The organism is Arthrobacter sp. Soc17.1.1.1, assembly GCF_036867195.1.
Taxonomy (GTDB): domain Bacteria; phylum Actinomycetota; class Actinomycetes; order Actinomycetales; family Micrococcaceae; genus Arthrobacter_D.
This window is the reverse complement of sequence record NZ_JBAJII010000001.1, coordinates 2,063,160-2,075,125: the sequence shown is the minus strand read 5'-3', so window position 1 is coordinate 2,075,125 and position 11,966 is coordinate 2,063,160. Positions and strand designations below refer to the sequence as shown.

Genomic DNA, 11,966 nt, shown 5'->3' with positions numbered 1-11,966 from the left:
AGCTGCAGCCGGAGACAGCCTTCCCGTATCACTTTCCACTCTTCGTCTCGCGATGGAGCGACCATGAGCAGTGTTGGCCTGTTGTACGTCGGCGTCAGCTGGTTCACCCTCTTCGTCGCCCATCCCACCGGCACGATCCCGGCGTTCTCGCCCGCGTGCTCATCGCTCATCGGGAAGAAAGGTCCTCCGAATGCCGATCTACGAGTATCGCTGTCCCCGGTGCGATGTGTTCGACGTCGTCCGCGCCATGGGCGCAGCACAGGGAGTGGATACCTGCCCCACCTGCGGGGGGCCTGCCGTGCGACGCTTCACCGCTCCTCACCTCGCCAGGACGGGAACTGCAGCGTTCCGATTGCTCGATGCGACCAGCCGGAGCGCAGCGGAACCGCAGGTCGTCTCCGGGCCGCTTCCGACAGCGGACCCGCGCAAGGCCCCGCTCTCCTCGTCCAACCCGCTCCATAGGAAACTGCCGCGGCCCTAGTTCCCGGCACGGCGACACTCATCGAAGGAGATGAAATGCCTGACGTCATATTCCCGCTCGATTCGACCAGGAAATTCGAGGACCAGGAGAAGGTCGGACACAACCGCTGGCATCCCGAGATCCCACCGGTCGCAACGGTGAAGCCGGGGGATTCCTTCAGGGTCCACTGCCGCGAGTGGTTCGACGGCGCGATCGTCAACGACGACTCCGCGGACGACATCCTCAACGCCCCGCTGCTCACCGTCCACAAACTCAGCGGCCCGTTCGCCGTCGAAGGAGCGAAACCGGGAGATCTCCTCGTGGTGGACATCCTCGACGTCGGTCCCATCCCGCAGGAGGACGCGGGGCCCCTGGCCGGGCAGGGCTGGGGCTACACGGGGATCTTCTCCCGGAACAACGGCGGCGGTTTCCTGACCGACCAGTTCCCTGACGCCTACAAGGCCATCTGGGACTTCTCCGGGCAGGTGGCGTCGTCGCGGCATGTGCCGGAAGTGTCCTATGTCGGCCTCATCCACCCGGGCCTGATGGGGACCGCACCGTCCGCCGGTCTGCTGGCGAAGTGGAACAAGCGTGAGGGTGACCTGATCGCCACCGATCCGAACCGCGTACCCCCGCTCGCGCTGCCGCCCGAGCCCCGACACGCCGTGCTCGGGAGCCTGGCCGCCTCCGAGATCGATCGGGTCGCCGGGGAGGCGGCCCGCACCGCGCCACCACGGGAGAACGGCGGCAACCAGGACATCAAGAACCTCTCGAAGGGCTCACGCATCTTCTACCCGGTGTTCGTGGACGGCGCGAATCTGTCCCTGGGCGATCTGCACTTCTCCCAGGGGGACGGTGAGATCACCTTCTGCGGTGCCATCGAGATGGGCGGTTTCATCGACCTCCGGGTCGACGTCATCAAGGGCGGCATGGACACCTACGGCGTGAGTGAGAATGCCATCTTCATGCCCGGGATCGTGGACCCCCGGTACAGCGAATGGATCGCGTTCTCCGGGACCTCGGTGACCCTTGACGGCAAGCAGCACTACCTCGACTCCCACCTGTCCTACCAGCGCGCCTGCCTGCACGCGATCGACTACCTCACGAAGTTCGGCTACAGCCCTGAGCAGGCCTACCTGCTCCTGGGGTCGGCGCCCATCGAGGGAAGGCTGTCCGGCGTGGTGGACATCCCCAACTCCTGCTCGACGGTCTACATCCCCACAGCCATCTTCGACTTCGACGTCCGGCCCTCGGCCGCCGGCCCGCACCGGGTGGACCCCGGAATGGGCGCACCCAGATCGAGCAACGCCTAGGAGGGACCCGCCACCGGGCCTGCCGCAGGGGGTGCGGGCATCAGGTCTGCGAGTGCCTGCTCGCTCGCCTGCCCGGTGACCTGGTAGGTGCGATCGATGATCTCCTGGCAGATGACGACGGCCTTGCGGTTGGTGGCCTGGCTGTGGGAGCTGATGCGGGTGAACGCCTCACTGGCGGTCAGGCCCGCGCGTGCCATGAGGATGCCCTTGGCCTGCTCGATGACGGCCCGGTTCAGCGCGGACGCGGCGACGGCCTCGCTCGCGAGCTGGTGCCGGTCGACGTGCATGGACCGGGTCAGGTCGACGACCAGTGCCCACACCCCGACGGGCCGTCCGTCGTCGAGGATCAGATCCGCGGAGATGAGGAGGTTTCGGGTCTGCCCGGTGAGGGAGCGGATGGCGGTGTAGATCGATGCCGGTCCGCCGGTCGTCGTCACCTGGGCCCAGAACGCCTCGGCGGCGGCGCGCTCGGACGGGATGATGTGCGACATGCCCAGCTCGAGGGTGGGCACGACCTCGCCGCGTTCGTAGCCGTGGATGCGGTACAGCTCGTCCGACCAGCGGAAGACACCGTCGGAGAAGTGGTGCTCCACGGTGCCGGTAGGACAGTCGAGGAAGGTCTCGACGCTGGACAGGGCCCCTGACAGGGGCACGGAGGGCTCATACGCACTGGTCATGGGACAGCCGTTCATTACGCACTGATCCCGGCTAGCTTCTTAACCACGACCAAGCAGGCACACTACCAACCGGCACCAAATCGACCCCTGGGAGCCGCCTCCTGCCGCGGGGATCACGTCTTCCGTCGTCGGGCCGCCGAGCGCGGCGGGGCCGCCCGGAGATGCGCGCTGACGCGACCGAGGATGCGGGCGAGCTCGCCGGCGTCGTCGTCGTCGAGGGGAGCGAACAGGAGCTCGCGGACGGCCTCGATATGGCCCGGGAACACCGCCGAGAGGACGTCACGTCCGGCCGCGGTGATGGCGACGACGGTGCTGCGCTCGTCGTCGGGGGACGGTGAGCGGGTCACCAGGCCGCGCTGGTCGAGCAGCTGGGCCTGGTAGGTCAGGCCACTGCGGCTGTAGACCACACCATCGGCGAGATCGGTCATGCGCAGGTGGCCGTCGGGGGCGTCCCCCAGGCGTGCCAGCAGCTGGAACTGGACGTAGCTCAGGCCCCCGACGTCCCGGAGCTGCTTCTCGACCGCAGGGCGCAGAAGGCTGCTCACCTCCGTGAAGGCGAAATAGGCATCGAGCTGCGTCGGCGTCAGTGGTGCGGGTCTTTCGGTCATCCTCCGATTCTAGGGGTTGCTTCGACTTCGAAGTGGTGTACTCTCCTCGTATCTGCTTCGAACTCGAAGCATCTATCGGAAGGCGAGACCATGAAGGCGATCCAGTACCACGAGACCGGCGGACCCGACGTCCTGCACTACGGCGAGATCGAGCAGCCGGCCCCGGCCGCCGGGCAGGTGCGCCTGCGCGTCGCCGCGTCGGCGTTCAGTGCTGCTGACGACGGCATGCGTGCCGGATTCCTGCCGATCCCGATCCAGCTGCCGCATGTGCCGGGCTACGACGTCTCCGGCATCATCGACGCGGTCGGTGACGGCGTCGAGGCAGTGGCGGTCGGCGATCCGGTGATCGCCTTCCTGCCGATGGAGCGCGACGGCGGCGCTGCCGAGTATGTCGTCGCACCCGTGGATGCCGTCGTCGCAGCGCCCACGAGCATCCCCCTGGCCGATGCTGCGGGGCTGCCGTCGGTGGCCCTGACGGCATGGCAGGCGCTCTTCGACGAGGGCGAGCTGGAGGCGGGCCGGCGCGTCCTGATCGTCGGTGCGGGCGGTGTCGTGGGGAAGTACGCCATCCAGCTCGCCAAGCGCGCCGGCGTCCACGTCATCGCCACGGCCAGCCCGCGCAGCATCGATGCCGTTCGGGCCGCCGGCGCGGACCAGATCGTCGACCACACGGACACGGATCTGCTCGGCGCCCTCGACGGGCGGGTCGACGTGCTGTTGAATCTCGCACCGCTCGATCCGGACCGGTTCGTCGCCTACGTCACCGCCGTCCGCGACGGAGGCCTGGTCGTGAGTACGACGGCATTCATGGCGACCCCTGGTGACGACACCAGGGGTGTGCGCGCGAGGACCGTGTTCGTCCGTCCCGACCGTGACCGGCTCGCGCAACTCGTGGCCCTGGTCGACGACGGCGCTCTCACCGTCGAGGTGACGCGGAGGATCACGCTCCCGGAACTGCCCGCCCTCCATGCCGAGGCCGGGGCCGGCCGCGTTACGGGAAAGGTGATCGTCATCCCTGCCTGAACCGCCACGGCGCGGTGCCCGGGGCGCCGTCGGGCGGACGCGCCCGACACCCGGGCATGCGTGGATCAGGCGTCGGGCTCGTAGCCGATGAGCCAGTGGAGTCCGTTGCGGTCGACCACATGTCCGTCCGACGCACCCCAGGGTCTCCTCGCCAGAGGATCGACGACGGACCCGCCGACGGAGAGCCTTGCGAACCAGTCATGGAGGACCGCGGGCTCGGCGGTGCCCAGCAGCGAGAGCATCAGTCCCTCGCAGCGCACGGTCGCCTCACCTGCGGCCGCGTCTGCTCCGGCCAGCGCCACGGGGCCGTCCAGTGTGCCGTGGGCGATCGCCGCCGGCGGGCCGTCGTGGCGTGAGAAGTCCTGGTAGGTGTGCAGGGAGAGTTCACCGCCGAAGGTCTCTGCGTAGAAGCCGAGCGCCTCGCGCGCGGTCCCCGGGAAGCTGATGTAGATCTGGGGTGCAGCCATGTCTGAAGACTCCTCATGCCGGGTGGTGCGTGGCTCGTTCTCGTGGATGCCTGATGGACGGTCCGATCGCCCGGAACCCATCGGTACATCACGGACCTCATCATGCGCCACAGGGTCCGACCCCGCATCGCCGTCGTGCCGAGGCGGACACCCGCGGGGTGGGAGTGGTCGGAGCCGAGGGCTTGACAACTAATATTGTCAAGCGGACGATGATGGCATGCAGGACGTCGAAGTCATCGAGAACGCGGAGGCCGCGGCCGTCGTGCTGGATCCGGTCCGTGCCCGCCTGCTCGGCGAGCTGGCCGTTCCGGCCTCCGCCGCGGGCCTCGCCGCCCGCGTCGGCATCACACGCCAGAAGGTCAACTACCACCTGAAGGCGCTCGAGACGCACGGCCTGGTCACCCTGTTCGAGGAACGCCGGCACGGTGGGATCACCGAACGGGTGCTGCGGGCGTCTGCTGCGTCCTATGTCGTGTCGCCGGCGGCCGTGAGCGCCTCGGCTGCCGATCCGGACACCAACGACGACCACCTGTCGGCGGGCTACCTCATCGCCCTGGCCGGTCGCCTGGTGCGTGAGGTCGGGGCCCTGGCGCGCCGAGCGGGCACTTCCGGCAGGAGCCTGCCGACCCTGACCATCGACACGCAGATCGGCTTCCGGTCGGCCGCCGACCGGGCTGCCTTCGCCGACGACCTGACCGCCGCGGTGCTGGACCTGGCCGCTCGCTATCACCATGACGACGGGCGCCCGCACCGGCTCGTCGTCGCCGCGCACCCCCTTCCCGAGGAGAACCGATGAACACCACCCCGAACGTCCCGTACCGCCTCGAATTCAGCGTCGAAGTGCCGGGAACCGCAGAGCAGGTCTGGCAGGCCATCGCCACGGCCAAAGGCATGAGCGCCTGGTTCCTGCCCACCGAGATGGAGGAGCGCGAGGGCGGTTCCGTGCACTTCTCCATGGGCCCCGAGATGGGCTCGGACGGCCAGGTCACGGGCTGGGAACCACCACGGCGCCTCGTCTACGAGGAGGATTGGGCCGCCCTCATGGGCAAGGACCCGGGCACGCTCAGCCCGCTGACGTCGGAGTTCCTCGTCGAGGCGCAGTCCGGCGGCACGTGTGTCGTGCGGGTCACCAGCAGCGGCTTCGGTACCGGTGCAGCGTGGGAGCCGGAGTTCTGGGACGACATGGGGTCCAGCTGGATGCCGTTCTTCGACAACCTGCGCCTGTACCTGTCGCACTTCCCCGGTCAGGAGGCTTCCCTGCTCGAGGCCGTCGCCTCCCACCCCGGCGACGCCCAGACCCTGTGGTCGACCCTCCAGGGAGCGCTCGGGCTGGGCGCCGAGGGGGCAGCGGTCGAGCTGCGAGGTGCTACCGGCACCGTGGAGCGGGTCGGCGAGCGCCAGGCGCTGGTCCGGCTCACCGCCCCGGTCCCCGGGATGCTCAGCGTCTTCACCTTGGGAGACAGCGACAGCACGGCCATGGCGGGCGTCCGGGCCTACCTGTTCTCCGCCGACGCGTCCGACTACGTACGGCGTGAGGAATCCGCGTGGCAGACCTGGCTGCAGGGCCTCACCATTCCGGCCTGAGCATCCGCCCGGCGTACCCGCTGCGCCCGCGGGCAGCTGCGAGCGTGCCCCGGGGGACCCCGTCCTGTCAGGTGCCGGTGGTGGACTCGACCAGGTCGAGGACGAAGGAGGCAGCTCGCGCGCGCTCGCCCAGGGCACTTGCCGACCCTGGGGCAGGGGCACCGAACAGGACCTCCAGTGGTACTGCGGTCAATCCGAAGAACATCAGCATCAGGAGGGCGTGGGTCCGGCGAAGGGCATCGATCGGTACATCGCAGCCTTCGTCGGACAGACCCTGGTGGTAGGCGGGCAGGCACAGCGCTTCGAGCTGCGTGAGTTCGGCGGCCGATCGCTCTCCGAGCTGTACTTCACCGATCAGGAGCTGGGTGAGGTCGAAACCCAGCGGCGCCTCGCACCATAACCCGAAGTCGATCAGCGCGAACCCCTCCTGATCCGTGCCCACCGCGAGGAGGTTGCGCGGGCACGCGTCGCCGTGCGCTGTGCCGAGCGGAGCACCCTCGAGCTCGCGCACGTAGCCCGGTAGTGCCTCTACCGCCCTGTGCAGGCGCTTCCGCAGCCCACCGAAGGCCGGTGCGATCAGCGGGTGGGCCCACAGTTCCTCGCTGTGAAGTACCGGCAGGACCTGATGCTCGAGCCGTGCAGCGGCGTAGCTGCGGACCACCTGCGTGCTCCCCAGGGCCCGGAGAGGCCGGATGGTGGGGCTCGCTGCCAGTCTGCCGAGCAGATAGGCGGCGCGTGCGAACGTGCCCGCCCGCCAAGGGCTTGCATCGTGCTCGATGGACTGCAGCCAGAGACCGGCGGAGAGATCGTCGATGTCGATGACGGCGTACGCACGGGGCATCGACAATCCGTCGGGAAGGCGGGCCCCGAGATCGGACCGGTAGACGGCGGGCTCGTTGCGCCAGGGCAGGCTCGCCGCCGCGATCTCGCGCAGCGGCTCGGGGACATTCGCGAACTGGGGCGAGCGGGTCCAGGACTGGACCACCTTGACGAAGAAGGAGTACGGGGACACCTCACCCGCGTGCCGCGCCGTGCCGTGGACCCAGAAGCGCCCGGCCGTGGTGAGGGCATCGAGATCGTACTCGGCCACCTCGGCGCGGCAACCGGTCAGTTCGACGGCGCCGACGCCGAGATGTTCTGCGACCATCGCGGCGAGCGCCTCGTCGGTGACATCCGCCGGTCCGAGGATCGCCCTGTCGAAGGCCGGCGCGTGGGCCGGCTCGCCATCCATGTTCCACGCCCTCCCTTGACCGGTGACGATTTCTGGAGACCGACACCAGTGGACGGGAAAGGGCGAGGGGTGTCAAGGGGCGACGGCGATACTTGTCCGGGCCGCCTCAGGCGCCGGGGAGGGGTGTGCGTCGCCACCCCGTGGAGTCCACCTCGATGACGGCCGGCACGCCGGGAGGCAGGCCGCGCGCGATCAGCGCCCCCTCGATGTCCCGTGCGGCGGCCGTGACCACGAAGGTCTCCCCGCGGTAGAGGTCAGCTGTCGCATCCACGACGGTCACGATGTCCTCCCGGTCCGCGGCGTCGAACCGGCCGGCGATCCTCAGGCGTGTGAGCCACGCGGGAAGCGCTGCAGCGCCGTCGAGCAGGACGGCCGTCGCCGGGCACTGGAGGTCGGTCACGTCAGCGCTTCCGCCGCCGTCGCCCGTGCTCGTCCATCGCCCGCCGGCATGCCTGGCGCAGCTGGTCGGCCGACACCGCCCACGAGTAGGTGGCGGCCCGTGCCAGGCCCGCGCGGGACGCCTCGGCCCAGCGCCCGGGTTCCTCGAGGGAGCGCACGGCGGCCGCCACGGCGTGGGCATCGTCGGGGTCGACGAGAAGCGCGGCTGTGCCTCCGACCTCCCGGAAGATCGGGATGTCGCTCGCGATCACGGGTGTCCCGGTGTTCATCGCCTCGATGATAGGCAGCCCATAGCCTTCGGCCTTCGAAAGCGTCACGAGGGCGGTGGAGTCGTGGAGCAGGTCCTCGTACTCCGCGTCGGTCACGCCGTCATGGAAGACCACGCGGTCCGCCGTGGCGGCGAGCGCCGCCAGCTCGGCGCGGCGCTCGGGCGCGATGCGGCTGAGCAGGCGGAGCGTGGAGCCGGGCAGCAGCGCCATGGCCCGTACCAGCGTCTCGACGTTCTTGTAGGGCATGAAGGATCCCATGTAGAGCAGCGACGCCGACCGCGGCGCGTCGGGGTCGCGACGGCGCCCGGTGGGCTGCGGCGCGTTCCCGACGAGCAGCACGGGCCGGGACGTGAGCCGGTGCCGCTCGATGAGTCCTGCCGTGGTGGCGGAGATGGTGGCCACGACGTCGGCCCGGTTCAGCAGGAGGCGCTGCGGCCAGTAGGCGAGGTGGTAGAGCCGCCACAGCAGGCGCACGGGCAGCGGGAGGAACGACGGCGGCGTCGGGTTCTGGTAGTAGATGAGGTCGTGCAGGGTGAGGACGAGCGGGTACCGGCGGCCCCAGGAACCCATGGTCTGCATGGGACACACCACGACGTCGGGCCTCAGGCGGTTGATGCGGAGGGCGACGAAGAGCTCGGCGGGGGAGAGCGGGCTGGTGATCCGCACATGCGGGACGTCGGGCAGGAGCGCGAGCTGCCGAGGGTCGCTGATGAGCATCACGACGTCGTCCGTCCGGGCGAGGGCGGCGATCAGGCTGGCCCCGTAGCGGCTGATGCCGTCGTGGTGGTCGGTGCGCGTGAAGCGCGCGTCGAACAGGATCCTCATACGGGTGTTCTCTCCAGGAAGTCCTCGATCAGCCGTGCCGCCTCACGCGGTCTCTCGTAGTGCACGAGGTGCCCGACGTCGGCGAGGACGGCGAGCGTGGCGTCGGGTACGAGGGCGGCCAGGTCGCGCTGGCTCTGCACCGACCCGATGTCGTCCTGGTCGGCGGCGATGAGCAGCACGGGCATCGCGAGGTCGCGGGCGCGGTCCCGGACGGTGCCGGTGATGGAGGCCCGGAAGGCCTCGAGCACCACGCGGCGGCTCGCGAAGGAGCTGAAGTAGGCGTCGTGCTGGGCGTGGATCCAGCGGCGCAGGACCCTGTCCGTGGTCTTCGCCATGAACACGCTCATCCCCCGGACGATCAGCGGGTTGGCCAGCAGGGCATGTCCCGCAGGCTCGGGCAGGCGATCGGCGGCCATGTAGTAGCCCTCGGCGATGCGCGAGGCGAGCCGGCTCGGCCCCTCGAGGGCGGGCGCGCTGATGGGGTTCACCAGCACCAGGGTGTCGGCGAGCTCCGGTTCCCGTGCCGCGGCCTCCGCGGCGATGATCGAACCGAACGAGTGGCCGAGCAGCACGCGTGGCCCCGGGGCGAGGCGCCGCGCCACATCGCCGATGAAGCGTGCGTAGGTGGCGACGTCGTGGGTGCCCGGCAGCTCGCCGCCCTGGCCGAACCCCGGCAGGTCCGGCAGGAGCACGCGATGGCGGGGGAGTTCCTCGACGAACCGCAGCAGCCCGTGGTGGTCCCCCCGGAAGCCGTGCACCATGACGATCGTGGTGCCCGGGGACTCCCCTGCGCCGAGCGCGGGGTAGTCCCAGACCCGCTGCCGGGTGCCCTCCCAGGCGAGGGTCCGGACGATGCCCTCGCGCATCAGCCCACCCGGTCCGGGTGCGAGCCGAAGCGCTGGTCCCGGTCCAGGGCGTCGAGCGCGGCAAGGTGTCCGTCGCCGAGCTCGAACCCGAAGATGTCCAGGTTGGAGCCGATGCGCTCGGGGGAGCTCGCCTTCGGGATGGTCAGGATGCCGTGCTGCAGGTGCCAGCGGAGAATCACTTGGGCCGGGGTGCGCCCCAGCTCGGCGGCGATCGCCCCGATGACCGGGTCGCCGAGGACGTGGCCCCGCCCGAGCGGGCTCCAGGCCTGCGAGGCGATGCCGTGCAGGGCGTGGAAGGAGCGGAGCCCGCGCTGCTGGAGGTAGGGGTGCAGCTCGATCTGGTTGAGGACGGGCACGACGCCGGTCTCGCTGATCAGGCGCTCGAGGTGCGGCTGCTGGAAATTGGAGACGCCGATCGACCGGACCCTGCCCTCGGAGCGGAGCCGCACGAGAGCCCGCCACGTCTCGACGTACAGGTCCCTGGACGGGCAGGGCCAGTGGATGAGATAGAGGTCGAGCTGGTCCAGGTCCAGGAGGCCCATCGTCGTGTCGAAGGCGCGCAGCGTCGCGTCGAAGCCGTGGTCCTCGTTCCACACCTTGGAGGTGACGAACAGGTCCCTCCGGTCCCCGGTCTCGAGGTAGGCCCGGGCAGCGGCGCCGACTCCGGCCTCGTTCCCGTACAGGGAGGCCGTGTCGAGCAGCCGGTATCCGGCGGCCAGTGCCGTGGAGCAGAGGTCCGCGGTGTCCTCGGGCGGGACCTTGTACACGCCGTACCCGAGGACATCGATGGCGGTGCCGTCGGCGAGCGCGGCGCGGGGTACGGAGGTGCTCATGGGGGAACTCTACCGAGCGGGCGACGGTGGTCCGCTCTTCGGGGCCGCGCCGGGCTTGCCGGAGTCGTGCCGGAGTCGTGCCGGAGTCGTGCTGGAGCCGCCGGGCTCCCGCCGCGACGGTCCGGCACGGCCCGGCCTGACGCCGCTCCCGTGGATCCCGGGTTATCCTGCGGAGGAGTCAGTCAGCAGGACCACGGTGCATCTCCCGCGAGAAGCCCGGGCGCTCGCAGGCCCCGGGCGTCCGCCCGCGGCCTGGCCGGCACCGGTCCTCGCGACGACCGACGCATCGATGGCAGGGTCGCAGGGGCCCGGACGCTGCAGGGGGACACGATGTACGGAACCGGGCGCAAGCGCTTCCGGGCTGCGATGACGGCGGCGGCGAGTGTCCTTGTCGGCGCCCTGCTCCTCGCGACCACGTCCGACGGCGGCAGCCTCACCCCGTCGCCGACGACAGCGCCGACGGCGACGGCGCCGACGGCATCCCCTTCCTCTGCGCCGAGCGTCACGGCGACGGATACCCCGACGGATACCCCGACAGTGAACCCGACAGCGGCAACCAGTCAGCCGGAGCAGCCGGAGCGGCCCCAGCCGGCTGTGTCGGCGCCCCCGGGCGCCCCTGCGGCCCCTGCCGCAGTCCCTCCTGCTCCGTGCGTCGATCCCCTCCGAGGCCGGCAGGGCTTCGAGCTGCCGGACCCTGACCGTACGGCACTGCTGATCGGCGATTCGCAGTCCGGCGGTGCGGCCGGGGTTCCCGCCGACCGCACCTGGACCCACGCGGGGCTCCGGAGTGCGGGGTACGACGTCCGGTTCGTCGGAGCCGGTGGCACCGGGTTCGTGGCCGCCAATGCCGCCGGCGCAGCCAGCTACCCGACCGCCCTCGCGCAGGGGCAGTGGGTCCTGCCCTGCTCGGATCCCGCCCTGATCGTCGTCCAGGGGGGAGGGAACGACGCCGCCCAGGGCGCGACCGACGCGCAGATCACCGGCGGCGCCGGCGCCGTCGTCGACTCCCTCTCCCGCGCATATCCGTCATCGACCATCGTCCTCATCGGGACCCTGGCACGGGGAGCCGCCGACGGCGGTGGGCGACGTACCGCCGTGGACGGGGTGCTGCGCGCCTTCGCGGTGACCCGGCATCTCGCCTTCATCAGCCCGGGCGACTGGCTGACGCGTTACCAGGCGGGCACCCAGCTCGCCGACAGGGTCCATCTCACGCAGGCCGGCCATGACCGCCTGGCCGTCGTCCTGGGGACCGAGCTCGACGCCCTCCAGCTGACGCAGCCCGCCCTGGACCGCGCACACCAGCCACGACGCTTCGTCGTGCCCTGAGCGGTCCTGTCGCCGGATGGCGGGAGTCCCGCAGGCACCGTGATGCCGGTGATGCCGGTGCTACCGCAGGGAGATCCGGGGCGAT

Annotated in this window: 14 protein-coding genes; 6 read left to right on the top strand and 8 right to left on the bottom strand. The window is 70.4% G+C overall.

What is annotated here, in order from left to right:
* Nucleotides 1–190 precede the first annotated feature (190 nt).
* Both V6S67_RS09540 and fmdA read left to right on the top strand, forming a co-directional pair.
* Nucleotides 191–481: an FmdB family zinc ribbon protein gene (locus V6S67_RS09540; protein WP_334210025.1), complete on the top strand. Its 291-nt coding sequence runs from the start codon at nt 191–193 to the stop codon at nt 479–481.
* Between the two features lie 35 nt (nt 482–516).
* Complete coding sequence (fmdA, locus tag V6S67_RS09535) at nt 517–1,773, top strand: formamidase (protein WP_334210024.1); 1,257 nt, start codon at nt 517–519, stop codon at nt 1,771–1,773.
* Here fmdA and V6S67_RS09530 read toward each other — a convergent pair.
* Both V6S67_RS09530 and V6S67_RS09525 read right to left on the bottom strand, forming a co-directional pair.
* Nucleotides 1,770–2,450: a PAS and ANTAR domain-containing protein gene (locus V6S67_RS09530; RefSeq protein WP_334210023.1), complete on the bottom strand. Its 681-nt coding sequence runs from the start codon at nt 2,448–2,450 to the stop codon at nt 1,770–1,772. The genes fmdA and V6S67_RS09530 overlap by 4 nt on opposite strands.
* A 113-nt stretch (nt 2,451–2,563) precedes the next feature.
* Complete coding sequence (locus V6S67_RS09525; protein WP_334210022.1) at nt 2,564–3,058, bottom strand: MarR family winged helix-turn-helix transcriptional regulator; 495 nt, start codon at nt 3,056–3,058, stop codon at nt 2,564–2,566.
* A 90-nt stretch (nt 3,059–3,148) separates the two neighbouring features.
* Here V6S67_RS09525 and V6S67_RS09520 point away from each other — a divergent pair, with 90 nt between their 5' ends.
* On the top strand, nt 3,149–4,081 hold the full coding sequence (locus V6S67_RS09520; protein ID WP_334210021.1) for an NADP-dependent oxidoreductase: 933 nt from the start codon (nt 3,149–3,151) through the stop codon (nt 4,079–4,081).
* A 65-nt stretch (nt 4,082–4,146) separates the two neighbouring features.
* Here V6S67_RS09520 and V6S67_RS09515 read toward each other — a convergent pair whose 3' ends face one another.
* Nucleotides 4,147–4,548 (bottom strand): VOC family protein, encoded by a 402-nt coding sequence (locus tag V6S67_RS09515; protein ID WP_334210020.1) that lies wholly within the window; start codon nt 4,546–4,548, stop codon nt 4,147–4,149.
* A 217-nt stretch (nt 4,549–4,765) separates the two neighbouring features.
* Between V6S67_RS09515 and V6S67_RS09510 the strand changes: the two genes are divergently transcribed.
* Both V6S67_RS09510 and V6S67_RS09505 read left to right on the top strand, forming a co-directional pair.
* A complete protein-coding gene (locus V6S67_RS09510) occupies nt 4,766–5,344 on the top strand; it encodes an ArsR/SmtB family transcription factor (protein WP_334210019.1) in 579 nt (192 codons plus the stop codon).
* A complete protein-coding gene (locus V6S67_RS09505) occupies nt 5,341–6,132 on the top strand; it encodes an SRPBCC family protein (RefSeq protein ID WP_334210018.1) in 792 nt (263 codons plus the stop codon). The genes V6S67_RS09510 and V6S67_RS09505 overlap by 4 nt, the downstream gene beginning before the upstream one ends.
* A gap of 67 nt (nt 6,133–6,199) precedes the next feature.
* Here V6S67_RS09505 and V6S67_RS09500 read toward each other — a convergent pair whose 3' ends face one another.
* The 5 genes from V6S67_RS09500 to V6S67_RS09480 form a co-directional block, all read right to left on the bottom strand.
* On the bottom strand, nt 6,200–7,363 hold the full coding sequence (locus V6S67_RS09500) for a phosphotransferase (protein ID WP_334210017.1): 1,164 nt from the start codon (nt 7,361–7,363) through the stop codon (nt 6,200–6,202).
* Between the two features lie 106 nt (nt 7,364–7,469).
* Nucleotides 7,470–7,763 carry a hypothetical protein gene (locus tag V6S67_RS09495; RefSeq protein ID WP_334210016.1) on the bottom strand — a complete coding sequence of 98 codons (294 nt, stop codon included), beginning with the start codon at nt 7,761–7,763 and terminating at the stop codon, nt 7,470–7,472.
* Nucleotide 7,764: 1 nt separating this feature from the next.
* Nucleotides 7,765–8,856 carry a glycosyltransferase family 4 protein gene (locus V6S67_RS09490; RefSeq protein WP_334210015.1) on the bottom strand — a complete coding sequence of 364 codons (1,092 nt, stop codon included), beginning with the start codon at nt 8,854–8,856 and terminating at the stop codon, nt 7,765–7,767.
* Nucleotides 8,853–9,722 carry an alpha/beta fold hydrolase gene (locus tag V6S67_RS09485; protein ID WP_334210014.1) on the bottom strand — a complete coding sequence of 290 codons (870 nt, stop codon included), beginning with the start codon at nt 9,720–9,722 and terminating at the stop codon, nt 8,853–8,855. Before V6S67_RS09485 ends, V6S67_RS09490 begins: the two co-directional genes overlap by 4 nt.
* On the bottom strand, nt 9,722–10,555 hold the full coding sequence (locus tag V6S67_RS09480) for an aldo/keto reductase (RefSeq protein WP_334210013.1): 834 nt from the start codon (nt 10,553–10,555) through the stop codon (nt 9,722–9,724). Before V6S67_RS09480 ends, V6S67_RS09485 begins: the two co-directional genes overlap by 1 nt.
* Before the next feature lie 330 nt (nt 10,556–10,885).
* Here V6S67_RS09480 and V6S67_RS09475 point away from each other — a divergent pair, with 330 nt between their 5' ends.
* Nucleotides 10,886–11,881, top strand: coding sequence for an SGNH/GDSL hydrolase family protein (locus V6S67_RS09475; RefSeq protein ID WP_334210012.1), 996 nt, complete (start codon nt 10,886–10,888; stop codon nt 11,879–11,881).
* Nucleotides 11,882–11,966: the final 85 nt, after the last annotated feature.